General features: G+C 32.8%; 25 protein-coding genes. 13 read left to right on the top strand and 12 right to left on the bottom strand.

Annotation, left to right across the window (positions count from 1 at the left end; translation table 11 throughout):
• Positions 1-474 precede the first annotated feature (474 nt).
• Positions 475-1,104 (top strand): GntR family transcriptional regulator, encoded by a 630-nt coding sequence (locus BM296_RS16995; protein ID WP_091904851.1) that lies wholly within the window; start codon positions 475-477, stop codon positions 1,102-1,104.
• 4 nt (positions 1,105-1,108) lie between these two features.
• Here the strand turns inward: BM296_RS16995 and BM296_RS16990 are convergent, their stop codons facing one another.
• Together BM296_RS16990 and BM296_RS16985 are read right to left on the bottom strand one after the other, a co-directional pair.
• The gene (locus BM296_RS16990) at positions 1,109-1,708 is read right to left on the bottom strand and encodes a hypothetical protein (protein WP_091904848.1); all 600 of its coding nucleotides are present in this window, start codon (positions 1,706-1,708) and stop codon (positions 1,109-1,111) included.
• 3 nt (positions 1,709-1,711) lie between these two features.
• Positions 1,712-2,200 (bottom strand): RNA polymerase sigma factor, encoded by a 489-nt coding sequence (locus tag BM296_RS16985; protein WP_091904844.1) that lies wholly within the window; start codon positions 2,198-2,200, stop codon positions 1,712-1,714.
• A gap of 144 nt (positions 2,201-2,344) precedes the next feature.
• On the opposite strand from BM296_RS16985, the gene BM296_RS19480 reads away from it, so the two are divergent.
• Positions 2,345-2,491 (top strand): hypothetical protein, encoded by a 147-nt coding sequence (locus BM296_RS19480; RefSeq protein WP_177214973.1) that lies wholly within the window; start codon positions 2,345-2,347, stop codon positions 2,489-2,491.
• A gap of 4 nt (positions 2,492-2,495) precedes the next feature.
• Here the strand turns inward: BM296_RS19480 and BM296_RS16980 are convergent, their stop codons facing one another.
• From BM296_RS16980 to BM296_RS16970, 3 genes are read right to left on the bottom strand one after another with little or no spacing between them, the layout of a single operon-like run.
• The gene (locus tag BM296_RS16980) at positions 2,496-3,596 is read right to left on the bottom strand and encodes an amidohydrolase family protein (RefSeq protein WP_091904841.1); all 1,101 of its coding nucleotides are present in this window, start codon (positions 3,594-3,596) and stop codon (positions 2,496-2,498) included.
• Positions 3,580-4,200, bottom strand: a complete 621-nt coding sequence (locus tag BM296_RS16975; RefSeq protein ID WP_143099099.1) for a nucleotidyltransferase family protein — start codon at positions 4,198-4,200, stop codon at positions 3,580-3,582. Before BM296_RS16975 ends, BM296_RS16980 begins: the two co-directional genes overlap by 17 nt.
• A complete protein-coding gene (locus BM296_RS16970; protein ID WP_091904835.1) occupies positions 4,197-5,207 on the bottom strand; it encodes an XdhC family protein in 1,011 nt (336 codons plus the stop codon). Before BM296_RS16970 ends, BM296_RS16975 begins: the two co-directional genes overlap by 4 nt.
• A 210-nt stretch (positions 5,208-5,417) precedes the next feature.
• Between BM296_RS16970 and BM296_RS16965 the strand changes: the two genes are divergently transcribed.
• Complete coding sequence (locus BM296_RS16965) at positions 5,418-6,509, top strand: vWA domain-containing protein (protein ID WP_091904831.1); 1,092 nt, start codon at positions 5,418-5,420, stop codon at positions 6,507-6,509.
• 207 nt (positions 6,510-6,716) lie between these two features.
• The gene (locus BM296_RS16960) at positions 6,717-7,547 is read left to right on the top strand and encodes an OmpA/MotB family protein (protein ID WP_091904828.1); all 831 of its coding nucleotides are present in this window, start codon (positions 6,717-6,719) and stop codon (positions 7,545-7,547) included.
• An 84-nt stretch (positions 7,548-7,631) separates the two neighbouring features.
• Here BM296_RS16960 and BM296_RS16955 read toward each other — a convergent pair whose 3' ends face one another.
• Genes BM296_RS16955 through BM296_RS16940 form a run of 4 tightly spaced genes read right to left on the bottom strand, consistent with a single transcriptional unit; the run spans position 7,632 to position 11,717 of the window.
• Positions 7,632-9,095 (bottom strand): M14 family metallopeptidase, encoded by a 1,464-nt coding sequence (locus tag BM296_RS16955; RefSeq protein ID WP_091904825.1) that lies wholly within the window; start codon positions 9,093-9,095, stop codon positions 7,632-7,634.
• Positions 9,092-9,778 (bottom strand): peptidoglycan recognition protein family protein, encoded by a 687-nt coding sequence (locus BM296_RS16950; protein WP_091904822.1) that lies wholly within the window; start codon positions 9,776-9,778, stop codon positions 9,092-9,094. Before BM296_RS16950 ends, BM296_RS16955 begins: the two co-directional genes overlap by 4 nt.
• Positions 9,778-10,200 (bottom strand): 3D domain-containing protein, encoded by a 423-nt coding sequence (locus BM296_RS16945; RefSeq protein WP_091904820.1) that lies wholly within the window; start codon positions 10,198-10,200, stop codon positions 9,778-9,780. Before BM296_RS16945 ends, BM296_RS16950 begins: the two co-directional genes overlap by 1 nt.
• Positions 10,201-10,205: 5 nt before the next feature.
• Positions 10,206-11,717, bottom strand: a complete 1,512-nt coding sequence (locus BM296_RS16940) for an FG-GAP repeat domain-containing protein (protein ID WP_091904817.1) — start codon at positions 11,715-11,717, stop codon at positions 10,206-10,208.
• A 107-nt stretch (positions 11,718-11,824) separates the two neighbouring features.
• On the opposite strand from BM296_RS16940, the gene BM296_RS16935 reads away from it, so the two are divergent.
• Together BM296_RS16935 and BM296_RS16930 are read left to right on the top strand one after the other, a co-directional pair.
• Positions 11,825-12,226: a DUF2452 domain-containing protein gene (locus BM296_RS16935; protein WP_027067009.1), complete on the top strand. Its 402-nt coding sequence runs from the start codon at positions 11,825-11,827 to the stop codon at positions 12,224-12,226.
• Positions 12,227-12,304: 78 nt separating this feature from the next.
• Positions 12,305-13,639: a serine hydrolase domain-containing protein gene (locus tag BM296_RS16930; protein WP_091904814.1), complete on the top strand. Its 1,335-nt coding sequence runs from the start codon at positions 12,305-12,307 to the stop codon at positions 13,637-13,639.
• Positions 13,640-14,053: 414 nt separating this feature from the next.
• Here the strand turns inward: BM296_RS16930 and BM296_RS16925 are convergent, their stop codons facing one another.
• Positions 14,054-14,896, bottom strand: coding sequence for a 1,4-dihydroxy-2-naphthoyl-CoA synthase (locus BM296_RS16925; protein WP_091904812.1), 843 nt, complete (start codon positions 14,894-14,896; stop codon positions 14,054-14,056).
• 183 nt (positions 14,897-15,079) lie between these two features.
• On the opposite strand from BM296_RS16925, the gene BM296_RS16920 reads away from it, so the two are divergent.
• Together BM296_RS16920 and BM296_RS16915 are read left to right on the top strand one after the other, a co-directional pair.
• Entirely contained in the window at positions 15,080-15,808 is a 729-nt protein-coding gene (locus tag BM296_RS16920; RefSeq protein WP_091904922.1) for a phosphatase PAP2 family protein, read from the top strand.
• 118 nt (positions 15,809-15,926) lie between these two features.
• Positions 15,927-16,688, top strand: a complete 762-nt coding sequence (locus BM296_RS16915) for an SDR family NAD(P)-dependent oxidoreductase (protein ID WP_091904810.1) — start codon at positions 15,927-15,929, stop codon at positions 16,686-16,688.
• Between the two features lie 49 nt (positions 16,689-16,737).
• Here the strand turns inward: BM296_RS16915 and BM296_RS16910 are convergent, their stop codons facing one another.
• Both BM296_RS16910 and BM296_RS16905 read right to left on the bottom strand, forming a co-directional pair.
• Entirely contained in the window at positions 16,738-17,433 is a 696-nt protein-coding gene (locus BM296_RS16910) for a LytR/AlgR family response regulator transcription factor (RefSeq protein WP_091904807.1), read from the bottom strand.
• Positions 17,430-18,245 (bottom strand): sensor histidine kinase, encoded by an 816-nt coding sequence (locus BM296_RS16905; RefSeq protein WP_091904804.1) that lies wholly within the window; start codon positions 18,243-18,245, stop codon positions 17,430-17,432. Before BM296_RS16905 ends, BM296_RS16910 begins: the two co-directional genes overlap by 4 nt.
• 216 nt (positions 18,246-18,461) lie before the next feature.
• On the opposite strand from BM296_RS16905, the gene BM296_RS19565 reads away from it, so the two are divergent.
• From BM296_RS19565 to BM296_RS16885, 5 genes are all read left to right on the top strand, one after another.
• Positions 18,462-18,743 carry a hypothetical protein gene (locus tag BM296_RS19565; protein ID WP_218157897.1) on the top strand — a complete coding sequence of 94 codons (282 nt, stop codon included), beginning with the start codon at positions 18,462-18,464 and terminating at the stop codon, positions 18,741-18,743.
• Between the two features lie 23 nt (positions 18,744-18,766).
• Positions 18,767-19,633 carry a metallophosphoesterase gene (locus BM296_RS16900; protein ID WP_218157899.1) on the top strand — a complete coding sequence of 289 codons (867 nt, stop codon included), beginning with the start codon at positions 18,767-18,769 and terminating at the stop codon, positions 19,631-19,633.
• Positions 19,634-19,808: 175 nt separating this feature from the next.
• On the top strand, positions 19,809-20,672 hold the full coding sequence (locus tag BM296_RS16895) for an AraC family transcriptional regulator (protein ID WP_091904801.1): 864 nt from the start codon (positions 19,809-19,811) through the stop codon (positions 20,670-20,672).
• 106 nt (positions 20,673-20,778) lie between these two features.
• Positions 20,779-22,233 (top strand): nuclear transport factor 2 family protein, encoded by a 1,455-nt coding sequence (locus BM296_RS19660; RefSeq protein ID WP_245787043.1) that lies wholly within the window; start codon positions 20,779-20,781, stop codon positions 22,231-22,233.
• A gap of 40 nt (positions 22,234-22,273) precedes the next feature.
• A complete protein-coding gene (locus tag BM296_RS16885) occupies positions 22,274-23,293 on the top strand; it encodes a hypothetical protein (protein ID WP_091904798.1) in 1,020 nt (339 codons plus the stop codon).
• Positions 23,294-23,379 lie beyond the last annotated feature (86 nt).

Below are 23,379 nucleotides of genomic sequence, written 5' to 3'. Positions count from 1 at the left end.
ATCAGTCTACATCAATCATTAATCATACGGCTAATCACCGCTTTAAAAACGAACATCATGAGAACTTTTATCAGAAACACACCGACAGAAACAAGAAGGAATACATTTTTTTCAAGTTTTAAGAATAGTAAAAGAGTACAATGGGCATCATCTAGGCAACATACCCATTAAACATTCATCAGTCTACATCAATCATAAATCATACGGCTAATCACCGATTTAAAAAACGGATATCATGAGAAAATTTAAAAATTCATTACCAATAACATCAGCAAAATTAAATTTATGGACAGCCATAAGAGATAAACAAAAAATGTTGCGCAGACCAAAATTGCAGCTTGCATTCTAAGTATACAAATGATATGAACTCATCACTCATATCATTTTGTCATACTAAAAAATCAATAATATTTAAAAAGGCACTAAACAAGTTGATTTTCTGTTATATCGTATACGATATATTATATTTGATACATGTTAGTGAAAATAAATCTTAGAGATCAAGTACGGGATTACTTACTATCAGAGATGATTACCGGTAATCTTAAAATTGGTAAAACTATTAATTTAGCCGCACTTGCCAGGCATTTAAAAGTAAGTGTAACGCCAATTAGGGAGGCACTAACGCAGCTACAACAGGCACATATTATTAAAGCCGTACCAAACAGAGGTTTTATTATTGCCGAACTAGACGTAGAAGAAGCCGAAGATCTTTATGAGTTGGTTGCAAACTTAGAGGTAATGGCAATTGAAAATTCAGAGTTTAATGAAGAGGATATTATCAATCTAAAAAATCAACAAGAAGTTTTTGAAAATGCACCGGATGCTATTTCAAGAATTCAAGCAGATTTGGAATTTCATAGGCTTTTGACGAAAGGATATAAAAACGATTTAGCCTTAAAAATTCTAAACGATTTAAAGACGCGTATATTTTTCTATGAACGCGCATTTACAAATGACGATTTTTTCTACAATAAGTCAGACAATCAGCATGAATCCATTATAGCTGCAATTGCAGATGATAACGTACCAACAGCTTCCCTCCTATTAAAAATGAATTGGATGCTAATACTAAATTACATTCAGAAGAAACTTACAGAGTAGTTATTTATTCTAAATCTTTAATTAAATCTTGAGCAGATTGGGTAATCTTTAGGTATCCTTTATAAGCCCATTTACAGAAAAATGCTAGTGCCACTAAGGTTGTTGCAAATATTACATACTGCTCTACTTTAAGGTTGGTTAAGAATACATTTTTATTAGAAATAATTTTTGATGTAACAGGTACTATGAATAGTAGCCCTACAAAGCCTATTGCCATACCCACCTGTTGTAATTTTAGAAGTCTATTCTTAGTTCGTAAATAAACCTTTAAATTCTCTTTATACGAGCCTTTGGTGATGTCAATATTCTTAATTTTTTTAAGTGTACTTAAAACCAGTACAGGTAAAACGATAAGAAAAGATAGGGTTAATATGCCACAAATTTTTAAATACCAAGTGTCTAGCTTACCAAAATTTAATAATACAAAGAAGGCAACAATGAAACATACAAATGCGCCTACGGTCTCGTACTTAGTAAGTATGTTGAATTTGTTTTGATATTTCTGTTTTGTCATATCTAAAATAATTTCATTTGTTAATTTTTTTTGATGGTCTAATTCTTGGCTCATTTGTACCCAAGCAGATTGTAGTTCTTCTATTTCCATGATTTAATGATTTGTCATGTTTGTTTTTAATTTTTTCTTTACACGAGATATTTTAGTACCTACATTACTGGCACTTAACCCTGTAATCTCAGATATTTCTTTATAGCTTTTTCCTTCAAGTAATAAAAAAATAAGTCCTTTTTCTAAAGTGTTTAATGATTGAAGATGCCGATAAAGAAGTCGTAGTCTTTCTTCAATAACATCATCTTTAACCTCTGCCTGTTTTATGATAACATCTGCAATAGGAACCGAATCTGGTCTTTTCTTTTTTCTTTTGATATAGGTAATAGCAGTATTCATGGCTACACGATACATCCAAGTCGTAATCTTAGCATCGTTCCGGAAAGAGTCAAAATATTTCCAAAGTTGGTATACTACTTCTTGAAATAAATCTTCTTGGTCTTCTTTATTATCAATGTAGATGGAAGTCACTTTATATAAAAGTGCCTGATGTTCTCTTATTAAATTAGTGAAGACTGTTTCTTTCTGCATTTATAACTCGCTATTTACTTATTAGTGTGAATTTTATCTAATTTGTCACACGCTAACATAAATTCTTTTTTAAATAATAGTAAAAAACGCCTAACTCGTACAACATGAGCCATATAAGTACGTTTTATTAAAAAATATTCTGATATGCAGTTTTTAAATCCAGAGATTGAGGCTTTAACAAAAAGAAAAAATACCCCAGCACTAGCTAAAAAGCAAGTATCATGCGGTATTTTTCAAGATGTAAAAGATATACCTGTTGTTGAAAAAACGGTTGCACTTAAAAAAGTATAAACTATTAATCAAATAAAGATGCGTCTAATCCTGGGATTAGGTTTAAAGCATTTTTATAATACAATTTTTTCAATACATCGTCAGGGAGGTTTAATCCATACATTGCCCAAAAAGCGTGATATTTCTTGTAATAAGGGAAATACTCATCATTACTTTCCAATACTCTGAAGTACGTAGGGAATTCTTCAGGTTTCCAACTGTCTTTACCAAATAAAACCCTGTCCTTGTATTTTATAAAAAATGCTCTTGCATTTTGTGGTTGTCTACCTAGTTCGGCTATAACTGCAGATATACCAACATTCATATTTGGCATATCATCTAGCAGTTCACCTAATTTTGCTAAGTTATTGGCATGCCAACCCATATGGGCATTTATAAATTTAGTCTGCGGATGCTTTTTAAAAACATTATGTTGCTCTTGTATAATTTGCTCAAACGGTGCGGGATCGATAGCCGTACGTTTTCTTCTTGGGTGTGTTTTTAATTCTAACCACCGTTCGTTATCTGAGTCCATTTCATCCCAAAAAGATTTTGGATCTGCAGCGTGTATTAAAACAGGCACTCCCATTTCTGCACATTTTGCCCAAATAGGATCTAATCTAGAATCATCTATTGCCAAACGATTACCATCGGCATCTTTATTTCTTAACCCTAGACTTTTAAAGATTTTTAATCCTTTTGCACCATTTTTAATGTCTTGTTCTAATTGTTCAGCAGCCTTTTCTCCCCAAGCCAAATCTTTTGCTCCTTCAAAATCAACATTTGCAAAAACTACAAATCTATTAGGGTAGCTCTTTTTAATATTATCGATTTTTTCTTTTAAACTTTCGCCAGATCTGCCACTTAAATTCACCATAATTGCCTCGTTCATTGCATCCATATGACCAATTAAACCGTCTAAGGCTTCAACGGACATATCTCTCTGATGACTATGTACATCAATGAACGGAAACTTTGCCTTGGTGATTTCTGAACCGGTCACTACTAAGGTAGATGTTGGGTTGTATTCTTCAAAGCCCATTTCTTGAGCTATAATTGGGGTAGAAATTATAGAACAAATGGTAATTACTATTGCTAAATTAAATTTACTAATGCGTGTGCTCATTTTTAGTTTGATTCAATAATTGATTGTATTCTTCTTTGGTGTCAATATCTCTAATTTGATTTCCTGCTTCTAGTTGAATAATAGCATGCTGTTGATTATTTAAAATGTCTTTGGCTCCATAATCACCCTCTAATTCACATAATTTTTGAAACAGCAATTTAGGAAACAAAGCGGGTACTCCTGCCTTATTACCATAGTTTGTTGCTATTATTTTTGTGGGATGCATTTTAAATACCTCTACAATAGATTGAAGATATTTCGGAGTAAGTAGTGGTTGATCGACAAGACAGATTAAGATGCCGTCTAAAGTATTTTTCTCTTTAAGTATTACTTTAACTCCGTATGCTATGCTGTTCCCCAATCCGTTATCCCAGTTAGGATTAGTAATAATATTGATATCTTGAAAAACACATTGAGCAGCAATAATTTCGGCATTTGCTCCTAACACCACGTGAATGGAACTCAAATTAGTTTTTTGAACGGTTTTAATGGTTTCCAATAAGAAGTTAGAATCTTTCCATGGCATTAATTGCTTAATACCATCCATTCTTTTAGATGCACCAGCTGCCATAATCAAAACAGCGATATGAGGTTCTTTTTTCAATGGTGAATTTCTTTCAGTTTATCTTTTAACATCATAGGATCTGTTTTTCTAATGACCGTTAAAATTTCAGCCAGTATAGAAATAGCAATTTCCTGTGGTGTTATTGCCCCAATGTCTAGCCCTGCCGGTCCATGAATATTTTCAATGAATTCCATTTCAATATCCATATCATGTTCCAGTAGTTCAGACAATAATTTTTCTCTACGTTTAGCAGGACCCAGTACGCCTAAATAAGCCGGATTACTATTTTTCAAAACCATTAAATACTTTAAATCTTTTACATAACTATGTGTCATTAAAAGAACAGCGGTATTGGCATCTATAATCTTTACGGGGAAATCTTCGGGTTCACAGTTTAACAATGCATTTATACCTGGGAAATCTGCCTTTGTTTTATCCTCTTTTGGCGTAACGGCAACTGTTACTTCCCAGCCCATATTTAACCCGAATTGAGCTAATTGTACCGTATCATGCTCACCACCAATTAATAATAGGCGTTGACACGGAGACATAATTTGTTTAAAAATCAAGGCTTCTAGTTGCTCACGGGTATTTTCATTAAACGTATAACTCTTATCATCTAAATGTATAAATGTTCCAAAACCTTTAAGGTCTCCGTATTCTTTTTTATAAGATGTAGTAAGTTCAAAAAATGAACGATTTTCTATTACCGTATTAAAATCTGCAATGAGAGATTTACTTGGTGAAAACGGCTCTAACAAAAGATATAATATACCTTCGCAACCCAAACGATACCGTCCATCATAGGTCATTAGTTTAGGGATTTGTTTTTTAAATACAGACTGTGCTTGAAACAGCACTTCCTTTTCAACACACCCACCGCTTACAGCGCCAATCATAATATTGTCTTCACGTATAAGCATGCGCACACCTGGCCTACGATAAGATGAACCATCTAAATCTACCACCGTTGCCAAAACACATTTTAAATTTGCATTTTTGGCAATTAGATACTCTTTAATAATATTCTTGAACTCGTGGGTCATTTATTGTCGCTTATTACACTTTTAAATATGTGAAACCAAGGTTAAATATACCATGCCTCAATGGACTTAAACCTATGGAAATATAGGGCTTTTGATAATTTTATGTCCTTTGCTATTATTGCTTTAACAATCTTTAACATTTATTTTTTTAATCCCTATAATTTAAACAAACTTTGACCGTTCTGCTAGTTGAACCCATAATAATTGAATATGAAAAATTTTTTAAAAACATATAGTATATTTTTTCTACTGACGCTATTAGTTTCTTGTGGTAATGCCGATGATGATGTTAGTTTAGACTTGAACACTGGTGAAGGATTAGGAAAAGGTACGGAGGTAGATGATTGTTTAGGACTTGAGGAAGGTGAATTAGTTTTATCTATACAAGAACAATATACAACCTTGCCAGGTAAGGTGTCTGTTTTTTTTAGAGTATCAGATACTAGCGGAAACCCAGTTCCTGGACTTACCGCTAATCAATTTACAATTTATGAGCAAGGTAGAAATGATGATTGTTTCAATACTATCTCAACATCAGAATCGTCAGCACGTATTTCACCTAATTCACAGATATTTTCAAACAATACCTTATTGGTGTTAGATTTAAGTAATAGTGTATTGAGCAGTAGTTTAGAAGAATTGAAGTTAGCTTCTACAAGTTTTATTGATGCTGTTATGCCTAGCACAACTCAAGAATCTGTAAAAATGGCCATTTATTGGTTTGATGGTGAAGATGAGCTTCATTTATTAAATGCATTAACTTCTTCAAGAACTGAACTTAAAGATGCTGTTGAAGGTATAACAGATGATATTAGTAATGACCCTTCTACCGATTTATATGGAGCCGTTATAAAATCTACGGATATTGCTTCAGATTTAGTGAAAGTATCCACTGCAGATGGTAAAATTGGTGCTGCATCTGTTGTAATTTTTACAGATGGTACTGATCAAGCTTCTCGTTTTACTGAAGATGCCGCTTTAAAGAAGGTAAATGAAGCCAATGCCAACATTTCTTTCTTTAGTATTGGTTTAGGTGGTGAGATTGATACGGAAGTATTGACGGCAATAGGAAAAACAGCTAGTGTATTCGCTCAGAACAAAGATGAGCTAGAAAGAACGTTTAGAGATATATCTGAGAAAGTTTCAGAAAGAGCTAATAGCTTTTACTTATTTGAATACTGTAGTCCAAAAAGAGATGGAAGTGGTGAGAACAATTTAGCCATTGAAATTAATACAGGTTCTAGACAAGGAGCAGTACAAACCAAGTTTAGTGCAAACGGATTTACAGGTGGTTGTGAATAGGTGAAACACCTTTAAAATACAGAAAGAAGCATGAAAATGCTTCTTTTTTTTTGCCCTAAATTGAAATCATCAACCTGTTGATTATCATTTTGTTGACCTTGATAATTGCAATACTTTCATCTTTCAACTTATGATTTAAACGTCCGTTTGTCGATTTGTGCCGTATATAAAACCGATTAGACTAATATTAATTAAACAGAGAACAAAATGAAAAGATTATCCTTAGTTACTATTTTATCGGTAGCGCTTTTAACTTCATGTGTTTCTAAAAAGAAATATGTTGCTTTAGAAGATAACCTATCTCAAACTCAGAGTACTTTACAAAAGACTCAAGTAGAGAAAGAGGAATTGCAAGCTCAAATGACAAAAATTGAAGCTCGTGTTGAAGAGTACAATTCTAAAATCAACTCATTAAAAGAAATGAACGATAGTCAGTTCACAAGCGTTGATGATGTTGCTGTAATGAGTAACAATACCAAAGCTAAAATGAGAAATACATTGAAAAATGTTGATCCAGCAAAATTAGCAGGTGCTAAGACATTACAAGATTCAATGAACTTGGCTGTTTCTTACAAGTTGAAGCAATCAATTTCTGATGAAGGTGAAGATATCGATGTTAGTATTGATAAAACTGTAGTTATGATTAATATCTCAGATGAGTTATTATTCAATACTGCAAGTTATAACGTAAGCAGTAAGGCTGATAAAATATTGAAAAAATTGGCAGATGTAATTAAGTCAGAGCCAAGTATGGAAGTAATGGTTGAAGGTCATACCGATTCTAGAACTATTAATACTCCAATGGTTACAGATAACTGGGATTTAAGTGTAAAACGTGCAACTTCAATTGTTCGTAAATTACAAAAAGAGTATGATGTAGATCCTTCTCAATTAATCGCTTCTGGTAGAAGTAGCTACTTACCTTTAGTAGAAAATGATACCAAAGAGAACATGGCGATGAACAGAAGAACTAAAATCATCATCTTACCTAACTTAGATAAATTCTTTGCACTTTTAGATGCAGAAGAAGGGTTATAAGAATTAGGCATTTATAAAATTAAAAAGGGGAGCAAATGCTTCCCTTTTTTTATGCTTTATATTTAGTTCTTTCTAATCGCTGATTTATCTAAATATCATACCATTGGGCACATTGATAATAGATTCTTTTAAGTTCACTAAAAATCCATTTATAATCGCGTATTCAATTTTACCATCTTTTTCTAAAAAGAAAGTTGGGTTAATACCTGGCATTAAATTCAATTCCGGGACAGTATATTTCTTTCCAATTAAATGAACCGGAAATGGCGAATTAACTTGCTTTAAAGGTATGGTAGACATAGGTACATATCCGTAACCTTGCTTTAAAATATCTTTAAAATTTAAAGCTTTAACTTCTTCAAATGTGTTTAAAGTTGTTGGATACGCTTTTGCTTGCTTTATAGTATAACCAGAAGCATCTACAGTTTCATATCCATAATAAGTAGATAGGTCTCCCTGATCTAAAACACGACTGCTGTACCAAAAAGAATTATGGTCTGGATAATCTACTTCCACCTGATTAATCCCTAAATCGATAGTAAACGTATTACCCATTAGATTATAAGTTGCTCCAGTTATTTTTAAATCGAATAACTTTCTATCATTCTCCGGTATCTTTTCATATTCATCAATACTAATAGCCTCGTAAGATTTCTTGGCAATAGTATATATGGCAGATAAAATAGAAGTGTAATTAAGCTTTCTAATTTCTTGTTTTTCAATATCTTCTGCATAACCGCCAGATTCTATTAAAATAGTACTTGTACCCCACTTTTGAATATTATCACCAAAAGCTCTAGGCTCAAAATCATCATTATAACGCCCTACTTGACCTGGAGCATATTTCTGAAGTATGTCGTTCATAAACACGATAATCTTCATAGCATTACCACGTGTTTCATTAATGTCCTTTTCATAGTTGTATGCTGGAGCTAAATATGAAATAGTAGCAGGTTTTTCTGTACGTTCTGCATTATAATAAGTGCTTTGATCGTGTAGATTAAATCCAAAATCAGCATCTAAACTATCACGTACACGTTTTAAAGTTTGCGATTCTGGTGATTGTAAACGTAAAGCATCTCTATTAATATCTATACCCAATAAATTTCTTCGTTGAAAAAGCTCAGCTCCATCTGGGTTTAGCATTGGTAAAAAATGAACCGTTAAGTTGGCAAGAATGGCATCCTTTTCTGTTTTAAAATCAGAGCTGTCAAAGAAATTCAAAATATCAAAAATAGCTTGTGTTGCAGTAGGCTCATCTCCATGCATTTGAGACCAAAGAAAAACATTTGTTTCGCCCGTACCAATGCTTATAAGACTCAAATCTTTACCACCAATAGACGTACCTACTTTATTAACTTTAAACTTTTTGTAGTTGGAATATTTATCAATTAACGGTTGAATATCCGCTCGTTTAATACGTCGTTTTCCAATAGAATTCTCTTTGTAGTTATCGTAAGAATCAAATAACTGAGTAGTTATATTCTCTGATTGACCCATTAAAGAAAAGGAGAATAAACCTATTAATACAAGTACTATACGTTTCATTTAGATTGATTTGTTTTGTTAATTCTATTTTTAGGTAGCTCCTTAAAATTTAAATTCTTCACAGCTTTTCTAACATTGTTCATAAAATCTGGTCCAGGGTCTGTTTTTACGGTACGGTATCCTTCATCTTTTTCTAACCACAAAGGGTGGTTTTCAAACAATGTGTATTCGTAATGTCCTATTAAATACTCAATATCATACTTATCTTTCAAATACTTCACTAACCAAATATTAGATTTTAATTGTGCTTTTGTCAAAGGTAAATCTTCGGTTCCGCCTATATTTTCCACCCCAATAGCACAATGATTAAGCCCTATGACATGCCTTGCCATAGTTGTTTCAGGTAAAAGCTGATAAATGGTTCCATCTCTATCTACCATAAATTGAGAGGATACATTTAAACCACTTACATTTTTAATATCTGGCCGCCAATTGGGCAATGTAACAGGATCAAAGGCTTCAAATGATTTTTGAAATGTTGGGATGACTGTCCAATGTAAAACAATCATTTTAGGATCAATTTTAGGTGATTCCTGCTCTAATCCATATCTATTTTGAAGATATTCTAGAGTCAATATTTTTCGCTCTTCATTAAAAGTAATTGGATGGTCCACAATACTTTTTGTGGAAGTACATGACACTATTAGTAGTCCAAAAATAAAATATACAGCACTATGTTTCATTATTCTATAATTACTAAACTATCTTTTTTAACGGCATATTTAATGGTAAGTTTCCGCCTTCCCCATTCCTTAGCCTTTTTAACATCTTCACCCATGTAAATATCAATTCTATTCCGCCAACGAGCGTGCATTTTATCTTTAACAATGTATATACCATCAAAAGTATCTATTTTGACCAAAGTGTTATATGAAAGTCCTTTCTTAAGTAAATCTCTAGAAACAGCAATCCATTTTACACCAGGTTTAATAGAATCTCCCCATGCAGTTATGGCAGGATGCTCGTATGATGTTTGATAAGGAAGTGAATTGTATGCTGTCGCTGTTACTTGTAAAGGAATCCAATTATACTTATCATCCACGGGCTTATCTGAACAGCTAAATGCTATTACCAAGATAAACGCAATGGATAATCTTTTGATCATACCTACTAATGTAGTTTATTTTCTAAAATAAGAAGGTCAGTATAACTTTCGCTCCATGCTTCTTCTAAGAATTCTGGCACAGGTGTAAACGAATATGTCAATGCACTTAATACAATATCCTCATCTCCATCACCATCGATATCTGCAGCATCCATTAAAAACCATCTTGCCATTTTGGTGTCTTCAAAATGATTTTGATTATAGGTATACGTACTACTCTCTATGTTTTCCAAATACACGAAATTAAATTCAGGATGTTCGTTATAATCAGGAAAAGTCGCTAAAAGGGCAAAATCTATATCGCCATCTTGATCAAAATCATTGGCAATTACTCTGGTTGCTCCATTTAAAGGGTGAAAATAAGTCTCTTTAAAATTATTTTTACCATCGTTGATATGAATTCGCATACCATGATATGGTTTGTTTACGAAAGATTTATCCGCATTATCCCCATTTACGGTTATAATATCATCGAAGCCATCACCATTATAATCTATCAATTCAAACCAGCTAGATCCGTATACGGGACTAAAGCGTAGTACTTTTTCAATCTCAAATTCTAAATTATCTTTTTGGTATAAAATATAAACTGATTCATCACCTTGAGCAGTCATTACTACTAGGTCATCTTTTCCGTCTTTATCCATATCTCTCGGAATTACTCTTAAAGTGCCAGGTAAATTTAGTAGTACCTTCTTTCTATAAAATCCAAAGGAATCTTTTTTTAATAGCGATAATTTGCCTCTTAAATCACCAAATTCACTAATTACGATTTCTTCAGAACCATTTTTATTTAAATCGGTATAAAGCGTATGCACCGGTCTATGTAAAGAGTCTTGTAGAATGGCTGTAGAACTACCATATCGCAATACGGTATTACCTCTAGGTATTTCATTTGGGTCCATCACTCCCATATTGGTAACATAGGTACTGTCACCAACTAATTTTGCATCAATAATAGCCCAGCCAAAATAATCTAAAACAGTGTTTTGTTTTTTAATTAAATCATAACTAGCTAATTCCCCTTTTCTAGAACCAGTAATAATCGAGTGGTTTAATGTATCTATTTTTAAAAAAGTATATAAACTTCCTTTTACACTATCTAGAGTTATTGGTTTGGTTTCAAATTGGGTTAACGGAGAACTCTTAATCGTATTTATATTGTTGAGACTATCTGGCGCAAGTTCTATTATATAATCTTTAAGTAGTTCCCAATCTGCAAGGTCTATAGTAGGTCTTGATGGATATACGCCTGTTTTGATGACTGCCATTTGCTCCCTAAATGTTAATTTATGGTACGGATGATTTTCAGCGTTAATAATACCCATACGCGCTCCCATGGCCGGTAGTACATTGTCTTTCCAAATATTTTTGGGCAAATCAGTTACGGCAGGTGCTATATGGCAGCTAGCACAATTAGTATTGAAAAGAATTTCACCTTTAGATGGCTTTTCAGCTGTATTACATGATATTAAAAAGCAAAATAAAATACAGTAAAAGCAAGATTTGAAATCCATTTATAAGAGAATGATTAATTGTGTACAGAATTAAAGAATGGAAGATACCTATACCCTTAAAATCTCGCAAGTGATAAATGAAGGCTTTTATTTAAATTTGTATTGCTATGAAAAAAGACAAAAAACCAGATAATGTAGTTTTCAATGAGGAAACTCAAGAATATCACGGAAAACTATCCCCTTTTGCAACCGGAGTATCAGCACCCAAAATTACTCCGCCAGATGTAACTTCTTGGAAGAATACGCATATTGTAAGTGCTAATAATCAGTTTAAGGCTGAGTATGAAGCATTACAAAGTTCGTATAAGAAATTAATGGATAATTTTGAATATAACAATTTAGTGTACAGTGCTAAGTTTAGTTTTGAGCCAATTGTTGGCAAAGAATATCATTTATATAAAGCAAAGGACGAGAGCACATTTTTGTCTTTGATACCCCCTCAGGAATGTAACTTTAATCATATAGGCAGCTTTAGACTTACTTCAGATAAAACATGGGAAAAATTATAATCGACCACGTATAATTCAGTACCAAACTTTCAGAAAACAAATTGTAACACATCTAATTACCTATAAATTAAAATAAGAATGAGGAAACTAAAATTGCTTTTGGGTATTGCATTAATTGGAATTATTGCTGCCGTATATTTTAACTATCCAAAGCTAAACCTTATATCTGGCTATGCTTCTAAAAACATGGCTTCTAGTGTAAATATAGCAGATAGAGACCCTACGGATGTTACAGTGGATCATGATGAAATGCCATTGATAAATTTGTCTGATTGTGAAGTATCTGAGGCTGATAAATCATCTACAGCATCAGTCTTTGGTCTTATGCCTAGAACTTCTGTTTATAAAGAAGGTTTAGGTGCCGTGTTAACCAACAAGGAGTTTCCAAAACACAACTTTGATATTGTACCCAATAGATTTATTGAAAAAGACACCCTGCCCTTTCCATATGGAAATCAAGGAATTATTGATACAATACTTGAGAATGTAGATTATGATAAGTTAGAAGTAGCATTTGTAAATGCGTTCAATGACCCTGAGCAAAAAACAAAGTCGCTATTAGTGGTTCATAAAAATCAAATTATTGGAGAGCGTTACATACGCGGATTTTCTAAAGACACAAAAATTCTTGGCTGGTCTATGACTAAAAGTATTTTGGCTACGCTATATGGAATTTTAGAATTTGAAGGAAAGATTAAAATGAATGACACCCCTTTTTCTGAAGAGATTAGAATGAAGAATCCAAAAGGGAATATAACCATTAACCACCTATTAAGAATGCAGAGTGGCTTGGCTTGGGATGAAAATTATTTTAAAATTTCAGATGTTACAAAGATGCTTTTCTTAGATTCTGATATGGCCTTGGCACAGCGCAATAAAAATGTGATTGCAGCACCTACTGAGGTATGGAACTATTCTTCTGGTACCACCAATTTACTTTCTGGTATTCTAAGAGAGCAGTTCGCTACACATCAAGAATATTTAGACTTTCCATATAAAGCGTTGATTGATAAAATAGGAATGAACTCCATGCTTTTAGAGACCGATTTATCTGGCAATTATATTTTGTCATCATACGGATGGGCATCAACCAGAGATTGGGCTAAATTCGGAATTCTTTATCTTAATAAAGGTGATTGGAACGGTAAGCGCATTTTTTCAGAGTCGTGGTCAGACTATGTAGCTAAACCAACTATAAATTCTAACGGAACTTATGGGGCACATTTCTGGTTGAATGCAGAAGGTAAATATGAAGACATTCCCACTGACCTATATTCGGTTAACGGATTTCAAGGTCAACGCATATTCATAATCCCTTCAAAAGATTTGGTTGTGGTACGTACAGGAACAAAAGAACAAACCGACGAGCAGTTCAATACCCTACTTAAAGAAATAATTCAATCTATTCGATGAAAGGGTTAAAATTTTAACTTTCTTAAAACAATACCACATTTACATAGACTTTCACAACAGAATCTCCCGAGATGGCAACAATAGTTTCAAGAAACTCAAGATGATCTATACATTTACAGTGTTATTAAAAACGAATTAAAATTTTTTCATTTTCATATAGTGTTCTCGTAAAAGAGTCTGATATTTACTTATTAGACTCTTTTTAGTTTTGGGTAATTCAGATGGCAGTTGCGCCTTTAGCCTTTAGCCTTTAGCCTTTAGCCTTTAGCCTTTAGCCTTTAGCCTTTAGCCTTTAGCCTTTAGCCTTTAGCCTTTAGCCTTTAGCCTAAAAAAGTTCATTTTTAATAAAATGAACTTTTTTAAAGTCACCATCAACGAACAACCATCAACGGACAACCATCAACTGACAACCACTTACGGTAGCCAATTATCTTTACCGAAATTTGGTTTACGTTTTTCTAAGAATGCATTTCTACCCTCTTTAGCTTCTTCGGTCATATATGCCAATCGTGTTGCTTCACCAGCAAATACTTGTTGCCCAACCATACCATCATCGGTTAGGTTCATTGAGAACTTCAACATTTTAATGGAGATTGGAGATTTCTCTAAAACCTCTTGTGCCCATTGAAAGGCGGTATCTTCCAACTCATCATGTGGTATTACGGCATTTACCATCCCCATTTCAAAAGCGTCTTGTGCAGAATAGTTTCTGCCTAAGAAAAAGATTTCACGAGCTTTTTTCTGACCCACCATTTTCGCTAAATATGCAGAACCATAGCCACCATCAAAACTGGTAACATCTGCATCTGTTTGTTTAAAAATCGCATATTCTTTACTAGCTAAAGACATATCGCACACTACGTGCAAACTATGTCCGCCACCTACTGCCCATCCTGGTACCACACAAATAACCACTTTAGGCATAAAACGAATCATTCGTTGAACCTCAAGTATATTTAATCGATGTTGCCCATCTTGTCCAACATACCCTTTTTCTCCCCTAGCCTTTTGATCACCACCACTACAAAAAGACCAAATTCCGTCTTTGGTAGAAGGACCTTCCGCAGAAAGTAAAACTACACCTATGGAAGTATCTTCCTGTGCATCATAAAAAGCTTTAATTAACTCACTTGTGGTATGAGGTCTAAAAGCATTTCTAACATTAGGTCTGTTAAATGCAATACGGGCGACTCCGTCACATTTTTTATAGGTAATATCATCAAATTCTATGGCAGTTTTCCAATTGGGTGATTTCATAATTTCTAACAATTCTATTATGGTATAAAGATAAGGTTTCAGTGCCTACCTTACCAAATATGATTACTAGCTGGCTGGTGCTTAATCCGTCAAATTAACTCAATCGAGCTATTTATCAATTTATATGAAACACTAGTTATAGTCAATATCTACTATGTTTACAACTAATTTAGGATGCTTGGCATGAAACAAACTTTATTTAGTTTAATTAAAACGCTACGAGAATTTCTAGCGAATAAACTTAACCAATACAATACAACGCTGCCTTATGTAATTACAGTAATAGTCGCGTTAATAGTTGTTGTTGGTGGAATTAATTTATTTATAGAATTAACCGAAACATTAAAAACAGACCTATTGGCAACCTATGATACGACAATAACAGACTATGTTATTTCTTATCGTTCCCCTAACCTTACTAGTTACTTTAAATTTATGACCAACGTTGGTGATGTATATGGGTATTTAATAGTATTGGTCATATTTTTGTTGCTATCGTTATTGGTTTTTAAACGATGGAAATATGTGGTACAAGCTACTTTGGTTCTGGCGTTGGCGACTGTATCTAATATGATGTTAAAGCGATTTATTGACCGAGCAAGACCTGGTATAGAACATTTAGTTTCCGTTGAAACATTAAGTTACCCAAGCGGTCATGCCATGAGCGCTATGGCGTTTTATGGATTCTTAATCTTTCTGGTTACCAAATTCAAGATTCATAAGGTCATAAAATATGCTTTAATAGTTATACTAATGCTACTAATATTAAGTATTGGTATAAGTAGAATTTACCTGGGAGTCCATTTTCCTTCAGATATTGCTGGCGGATTTATTGCCGGATTCATTTGGGTAGTTTTCTGCGTACTTGTTTTCGATGTCATAGAATTATTTAGAAAAGATCCAAAAACATAATTATGGACTCTCAATTTTAATATAAGAATAACGTAATCTAAATACGCTTAGTTATCATTTTTAATACTTTAGTAAAAGCGAATGATTACACTAAAAAGATTTAAAGTTTCATAGAATTATGTCTACAAATAAAATTGCTTTGGTTACTGGCGGTAGCCGCGGATTAGGAAAAAACATGGCATTGAAAATCGCCGAAAAAGGTCTGGATGTTATTATAACATATCACGCTAATAAAGATGCCGCACTTGAAGTGGTATCTGAAATTGAAAAACTTGGAAATAAAGGAGTTGCTTTTCAACTAGATACTACAAACACTGCCAGCTTTAAAGCTTTCTTTGAAAAGATAGCTGCCTATTTAAAAGAAAATTATGATTCTGGTAAGTTAGACTATCTCGTAAATAATGCGGGAACAGGAATTTATAAACCATTCTTAGAAACTACTGAAAGTGATTTTGATGAAATGATGAATATTCATATAAAGGGAGTGTATTTTCTAAGTCAGCAAGCTGCACCATTGTTATCCGATGGTGGCGGAATCATTAATATCTCATCTGGACTAGTAAGAGTTTCTTTGCCTGGCTCATCGGCATATGCAAGTATGAAAGGTGCTGTAGATGTATTCACTAGATATTTGGCAAAAGAATTAAGCAATAGAAAAATCAGGGCAAACGTAGTTGCACCTGGTGCTGTAGCCACAGACTTTGGTGGTGGTGAGAATAAAGAAAATGATAAAAAGCGAGCATTGATAAGTCAAAATACAGCTTTAGGTCGCGTTGGCGAGCCAGAGGATATTGGCGGCATCGTAGCCTTCCTTTGCACCGAAGATGCACGTTGGATCAACGGTCAACGCATAGAGGCTTCTGGGGGAATAATGCTTTAGAATAAATTAATATATTTTTTTGCAAATGGTATTAAGTATGCTATGAAAGTTACAAATCTAGACTGCTTAGTACCTTTTCTTTGTACATTCTACCTATTGGAATCTGTTGACCTTGTATAATTATTCTATTTCCTTCAATAATTTCGATATGTAATTTTGCTACGATAAATGATTTATGAACCTGTATGAACATATCTGGCGAAAGTAGATTTAAAACATTGGATAATTTTTCTCTTACAATCAACTGACTCTTAATTAGAACCACCTTGGTATAATTTCCAGCAGCCTCTACATACTTAATATCTGATACCTTAACTTGGTAATGCTTCTTATCACTATATAAAAAAATTCGTTCATCCTCAGTTAAATCTATTTTCGGATTTAATACTTCATTTACTGGTAACGTAGCTTTATTTAAAGCTTTTAAAAAACGTTCAAACGAAAAGGGTTTTAATAGATAATCTATAATGTTTAATTCATAACCTTCAAGGGCATGTTCTTGATAAGCAGTGGTTACAATAACTTTTGGTGGCACCGATAGTGTTTTTAGAAACTCAAAACCTTTTAACTTAGGCATATTCAAATCCAAAAATATTAAATGAACTGTATGCTTTCGCAAATATTCTAAAGCTTCTAATGCATCATAACAATGCTTCATTAATTTCATATTAGGAAGCATGTCACAATAACCTTTAACGATATCATGAGCTATTGGTTCATCATCAATTATCAAATACGTTATCATAATTGTATTAGTAGTTGTGCTTTGTATTTTCCGGAATGTGAAGCAATTGTTAATTCATGCATTTTAGGATACACTAATTTTAAACGTCTTTTTAGATTTGATAAACCTATTCCCTCTTTTTGGGGAGGTTCACTTTCATCAAAATTATTTTCTATTTCAAAAATCATTTTATGATCATCAACCTTTAGTGTTATATGAACATACGCATTCTCTCTTAAATTTTCAACACCATGCTTAAACGCATTTTCCACTAGCATAATGAGCATTAACGGAGTTATTGATATATTCTTTTCAATATGAGTTGTGAACTTGACATCTATAGTCTTATGATATCTTATTTTTTGCAATTCAATAAAATTATGGATGTAGTTAACTTCTTCTTCTATAGTTACTGTCATTTTATCTCCTTCATAAATGCTATATCGCATTACTTCAGATAGTTTTAAAATCAATTTTTTTGTTTTGTCGGTATCTTGATCAACAAGTCCATAAACCGTGTTTAGCATATTAAAGAAAAAATGAGGATTCACCTGACTCTGTAAGTGTAAAATTTCAATCTTACGCATTTCATTTTTAAGAGTCAAGAGTGCCAGTAATTTTGATATTAACCATACTATGATGGACACAATAATTATAGAATAATAAACAATTATTATAATACTAATTGCTAACGGATAATTAGCCAAAAACACTACAGATTCATTTCCTAAAACAATAAACTCATAGGTTAAAATGCCTAAGGGTATTAAAATACTAATGGCAATGATAAATTTAATTACAAACCAATTATTGTTCTTTAAGAATGGTATCATTTTACAAAAGTAGTAGAATCTTAATACCAACTAATTAATTGTGACAAACGGCTATAATTTAGGTTTATAAAGTATTTAACTAATAAACGTTCGTCAAAAATGATTTAAGATTTTATACATCACTCCTCAGCTGCCATTCATCACATATATTATTTAAAAGCATGCATACTGTCGATTTTTGAACTCATCAAAAAACGAACAGTTAAATTAATAATCATGAAACTAAGAATCATTCGCTATTTAAAACACATTTTTATAACCCTAATTACTCTTTTGTTAATAGGAATAATTATAGTGGTTTCATTGCATGGCAGTATGGGCTATGGAACAAATGAATTAAGTACTAATTTACAAAATGAAGGTCCGTACGTTTTCTATCAAAATGATAGTATTGTAAACGTTAATTACATTAAAGGGAATAAAACAGATGGTTTTTACTTAAATAAAAAAGAATATAAAACAGACGACGATATTAAGGCAGTAGTTTTTTTCCATTAGACTCTACCAGTTTTCAATTTACCATATCACCAAATATTGAAATACCTAAAAGTGTATATGATGATGGTGAACCAATACTAGCAATTTCAGATATTGAAAGTGGGTATAAAACGTTTAGAGATTTTTTAATTGAGAATAAAGTTATCAATGAAAATTTAAATTGGTCTTTTGGCAAAGGACATCTGGTTCTTGTGGGCGATTTTGTAGATAGAGGATATTCGACTACCAACGTTCTTTGGTTTATTTATAAGCTAGAACAAGATGCAAAGAATTACGGAGGTCATGTCCATTTTATTTTAGGAAATCATGAACTGTATAATATGCAAGGAAAATATCAGTCGGCATCCTATAAATATTACAGTGTTGCATCAATATTAGGTAAACAACATCATAACCTTTTTGACCAACAATCTTTCATTGGCCGTTGGATGGCAAGTAAGAATACCATAGAACGTATAAATGGTAATCTATTTGTGCATGGCGGTATACATCCAGAGATTGCTGATTACGATGTTTCAATAGAGCAGGTAAACCAATTAAATAGAAAAAATTATTACCATTCTTATTTTCCTAAACCAGAGAAAAACCTCGAACAATTAATAATTTCAACCAAAAAAGGTATTAGTTGGTATCGCGGTTATTTCAAAGATGATTTATCCCAAGAAGATATTGAAGTTGGTTTACATAAGTTTAAAGCAAAAACAGTTATAGTTGGTCATACCATTCAGTGGAAACCTAAAAAATATTTTAATGGAAAAGTAATTGCCATTGATGTGAAACACCCAAAGGATTATAATAAAAATTGGCCAAGCAAAAACTCTGAAGGTTTATATATCAATGACCATATATATTATAGAGCTAAAGCAGATGGCACTAGAATACAACTTTAACCTGATATTAAATTGTAGATATGTGGTCGCTATTCATAATACTATTAAGCTTTATAATTCAGCTGTTTATTTTATAGTTGGAGGTTATGGTAAATTATTTAAGCTTTGTTAATTATAAATTACAAGGATTAACTTAATACATTAGTTATTTTTCCATGATAAATTTGAATTCTATTTGAAAGAAATTCCTAACATATCGTTTCAAGGTCATGATAACACAAAAGATTTTGAGTGTTTGGTTCTAACGGAGTTATTCGCAAGAATACCTGAGATGGCAGACCATGACCCCACCCTATCTCATAGAATTCATTTTTTCGCCTTATTGATTGTTACAAAAGGAACAGGAAAACACACTATAGATTTAAAAGAATATCCTTTGGAAAAAGGTACGGTACTTAAAATTGCAAAAGGGCAAATACATGCATTTCAGAAAGATGCAGACTATGAAGGTTTCCTATTAATTTTTACCGAAGATTTTGTATTAAATCATTTTTCAAAATCTTCTATAGCTATTATTTCTCATCTGTATAATTACCATATTACCTCTCCTATCTCTAATAATGAATCTCTTAACGAAGACTTTTTAAAGGAGCTGAGTTTAGAGCTTAGAAACACTAATACCTTTGCTCAAATAAATATTGTCGCAGCTTTAATAGATTTATATTTATTACGATTAGAGCGTAATTCTCGCACCCATACAGAACAGAACAACTCAAAACACTATCCCGTATTCATTACGTTTAAAAATTTAGTAGAAGAGAATTATATAAAAACTAGAAATGTAAAAGATTATGCAGAAATGCTTTCAATTACAACAAAGCACCTTAATGAGGTAGTGAAAGAATTCACTTTGAATACTGCCAAAACTTTCATTGATAATTATGTAGTATTAGAAATTAAGAGAGCTATTGTCAGTACACATAAAAGCTTTAAAGAAATTGCTTTTGATGCCGGTTTTGACGAACTCACTAATTTTACCAAGTTCTTTAAAAAGAACATGAATTTATCTCCTAAAGAGTTCAGAAACAAGCAATTCTAGAAATCTCACATTTACCATTCTTAGCATCATATTGATAATCAAAACAGATTAATGTACCATTAGTTTTGTAGTGTTAAATAACACTAATTAAGAACAAATGAACATTATGAAATCTAAATTAATAGCATTAAGTCTTTTTACAATGGCAATAGCTAGTTGTAATACAGAAGATAAAAAAATAGAAACAGTTTTAGAAGTAACTAGTTTTAATCTAAAAACCACGGCAAGTGAATTAGAATTCAATACCCTAGATGCTGAAATAGAAGAGACTTTTACAAGTAAACAACCTGGTTATATTAGACGTCAAAGCGGTGTGGACGAACAAGGTAAGTATGTTGTATTGGTATATTGGAAATCACTTGCAGATGCCAAAGCGTCAATGGATAAGTTTATGAATGACAAATCTGTGGCTGGTTATGCTAGTATGATTGAAGGGTCTACCATGAAAATGTCTCGTTTCACCATCAAAGATAAATTTAAGGCAACCAATAGCACGTTTACAGAGGTAATGACTTTCAACACAAAAGAGGGTACTGATATCAAAGCTTTCAATAAAGTAAATAAAAGTGTTGGTCCAAAGTTTACCGAAAAACAAAAAGGCTTTTTACAACGCATTACGGGATCCAATGATTCTGGTGAACAAGTAGCAGTCGTTTATTGGGATACAAAAGCAAATTCAGATGCTGTAATCAATGATTTCATGAATGCTCCCGTAGCCAAAGAGTTTATGGGAATGATGGATCAGTCTACTATAGATATGATGAGATTCCAATCTTTAGCTTCTTTGAAAAACGTAACGTTATCAAATAAGGATAAAGTAGTTGCTTTGTTAAACAGCTTTAATACAGGTGATCAAACGCCAATTTCTTACATAAATCCAAACAAATACATTCAACACAACTTAGGTGTTGCAGATGGTTTACAAGGTTTTGGAGAGTTAATGCAACATGCTCCAGAAGGCGGATTTAAAGCAAACGTTGTCCGTGCGTTTCAAGATGGTGATTATGTTTTTGCACAAACAGAATATGATTTCTTCGGACCAAAAGCTGCATTTGATATTTTTCGTTTTGAAGACGGATTAATTGTTGAGCACTGGGATAATCTTTTAGAGGTTCAAAAACCAAACCCAAGCGGTCATACTCAATTTGATGGTGCAACTGCACTTACAGATTTAGACAAGACTGAAGCTAATAAAGCAGTAGTTAGAGGATTTATTGAAGATGTATTGTTAAATCATCAAATGGATAAAGTGGCTAGTTACATCAATCCTAAAGAATATGTACAACATAATCCTGCGGTTGCAGACGGTTTAGAAGGTTTTGGAGCTGCAATGAAGTATTTCGCAGAAAACGGATTGGTAATGGAGTATGATAATCTTCATATGGTCTTAGGGCAAGGGAACTTTGTATTAAGTGTTAGTGAAGGAAAATTCGGAAAAGGAGACCATACGGCATATTATGATTTGTTCAGACTAGAGAACGGATTAATAGTTGAGCACTGGGATGTGATAGCTACTATTCCTGCAAAATCTGATTGGAAGAATACAAACGGTAAATTTTAATTAACACATACTTTTTTAAATAATAATAATAATATAAACGATGAAAAATTATAAATATAATACGCTGTTTTTTGCTTTAACAATAGCAGCTATTTCGTTAGTATCATGTAGTAATGATGACGACAATCTTGACATTACGGCAAATTCAGTAATTGAAACAGGAACCGGTGTTGCTATAAAAAACACATTTCAAGGAGGAGTCGGACCAGCTTTTACTGATGGTGCTGAAGTTCCAATTGAAGTATTTTTTCCAGATGCGGACCCAACTGCATTATCCGCAACTGCCACAATTGAAGATGATGTAGAATTTCCATCTTATTTACTAGGACTGTATGACGTTGATATTGATGAAAATAGTATTAATTTTCAAATGACTGCACAAACAGGAGATGCCACATATGGTGGTTTTTTTAGAACAATTGAAGCAGGATCTTTTGACCGATACTATTTAACTTTTGACGAACCTCACAACGTAAAAAGTTTTACTTCTAGCGATGCTGCTGTAAATCTTAGAATTGATTCTGATAATGTTTTAGTGGTTCAAATTGGTGAAGGATTCGTATTTCAGCCAGGAGCTTCTTTTTCAATTACTGTAAGTGAAAAAGAGCCCATAACTCCTCAAGTTTTAAATGGAGAGACGGTTCATGTTAGAAACACGTTTCAGGGAACAGAAATAACGGATGGTATTGAAGAAAAGATAGAAGACCTTTTTGGCGCTCCAGCAGGATCATTAGAAGCTTCTACTACCATTGTGGAAAGTGTAGAATTCCCATCTTATTTATTAGGGTTGTATGATATTGATATTGACGGTAATAGTATTGAATATAACCTAGTTGCACAAGCAGATGATGCTAACTACGGTCCTCTTTTTAGAACTATTGAAGCAGGATCTTTTGATCGTTATTATTTAACTTTTGATGTAGATCATAATGTAAAAAGCTTTACCTCAAGTGATGCCGCAGTAAATCTTAGAATTGATTCTGATAACGTTTTAGTAGTAGAAATTGGAGAAGGATTTGTGTTTCAACCAGGAGCATCGTTCACAATCAATCTAGAGTAATTAATGTACTGTAATAAAGATTAATTATGTATACCAAAAGACTCTTGAATCAAAATTTTTTTCGAGAGTTTTTTGAATTATACTGA

Origin of the sequence: Maribacter stanieri (assembly GCF_900112245.1) — a bacterium.
Lineage (GTDB): Bacteria > Bacteroidota > Bacteroidia > Flavobacteriales > Flavobacteriaceae > Maribacter > Maribacter stanieri.
This window is presented reverse-complemented; position numbering and strand designations above follow the sequence as displayed.

Excerpts from the sequence above, each read along its gene's own strand:
- BM296_RS16915 (WP_091904810.1), top strand. The coding sequence starts at position 15,927 with ATGTCTACAAATAAAATTGCTTTGGTTACTGGCGGTAGCCGCGGATTA.
- BM296_RS16950 (WP_091904822.1), bottom strand. The coding sequence starts at position 9,778 with ATGAAACATAGTGCTGTATATTTTATTTTTGGACTACTAATAGTGTCA.
- BM296_RS19565 (WP_218157897.1), top strand. The coding sequence starts at position 18,462 with ATGAAACTAAGAATCATTCGCTATTTAAAACACATTTTTATAACCCTA.
- BM296_RS16885 (WP_091904798.1), top strand. The coding sequence starts at position 22,274 with ATGAAAAATTATAAATATAATACGCTGTTTTTTGCTTTAACAATAGCA.
- BM296_RS16985 (WP_091904844.1), bottom strand. The coding sequence starts at position 2,200 with ATGCAGAAAGAAACAGTCTTCACTAATTTAATAAGAGAACATCAGGCA.
- BM296_RS16940 (WP_091904817.1), bottom strand. The coding sequence starts at position 11,717 with ATGGATTTCAAATCTTGCTTTTACTGTATTTTATTTTGCTTTTTAATA.
- BM296_RS16995 (WP_091904851.1), top strand. The coding sequence starts at position 475 with ATGTTAGTGAAAATAAATCTTAGAGATCAAGTACGGGATTACTTACTA.
- BM296_RS16990 (WP_091904848.1), bottom strand. The coding sequence starts at position 1,708 with ATGGAAATAGAAGAACTACAATCTGCTTGGGTACAAATGAGCCAAGAA.
- BM296_RS16970 (WP_091904835.1), bottom strand. The coding sequence starts at position 5,207 with ATGACCCACGAGTTCAAGAATATTATTAAAGAGTATCTAATTGCCAAA.
- BM296_RS16965 (WP_091904831.1), top strand. The coding sequence starts at position 5,418 with ATGAAAAATTTTTTAAAAACATATAGTATATTTTTTCTACTGACGCTA.
- BM296_RS16930 (WP_091904814.1), top strand. The coding sequence starts at position 12,305 with ATGAGGAAACTAAAATTGCTTTTGGGTATTGCATTAATTGGAATTATT.
- BM296_RS16945 (WP_091904820.1), bottom strand. The coding sequence starts at position 10,200 with ATGATCAAAAGATTATCCATTGCGTTTATCTTGGTAATAGCATTTAGC.
- BM296_RS16960 (WP_091904828.1), top strand. The coding sequence starts at position 6,717 with ATGAAAAGATTATCCTTAGTTACTATTTTATCGGTAGCGCTTTTAACT.
- BM296_RS16910 (WP_091904807.1), bottom strand. The coding sequence starts at position 17,433 with ATGATAACGTATTTGATAATTGATGATGAACCAATAGCTCATGATATC.
- BM296_RS16980 (WP_091904841.1), bottom strand. The coding sequence starts at position 3,596 with ATGAGCACACGCATTAGTAAATTTAATTTAGCAATAGTAATTACCATT.
- BM296_RS16955 (WP_091904825.1), bottom strand. The coding sequence starts at position 9,095 with ATGAAACGTATAGTACTTGTATTAATAGGTTTATTCTCCTTTTCTTTA.
- BM296_RS19480 (WP_177214973.1), top strand. The coding sequence starts at position 2,345 with ATGCAGTTTTTAAATCCAGAGATTGAGGCTTTAACAAAAAGAAAAAAT.
- BM296_RS16925 (WP_091904812.1), bottom strand. The coding sequence starts at position 14,896 with ATGAAATCACCCAATTGGAAAACTGCCATAGAATTTGATGATATTACC.
- BM296_RS16920 (WP_091904922.1), top strand. The coding sequence starts at position 15,080 with ATGAAACAAACTTTATTTAGTTTAATTAAAACGCTACGAGAATTTCTA.
- BM296_RS16935 (WP_027067009.1), top strand. The coding sequence starts at position 11,825 with ATGAAAAAAGACAAAAAACCAGATAATGTAGTTTTCAATGAGGAAACT.
- BM296_RS16905 (WP_091904804.1), bottom strand. The coding sequence starts at position 18,245 with ATGATACCATTCTTAAAGAACAATAATTGGTTTGTAATTAAATTTATC.
- BM296_RS19660 (WP_245787043.1), top strand. The coding sequence starts at position 20,779 with ATGAAATCTAAATTAATAGCATTAAGTCTTTTTACAATGGCAATAGCT.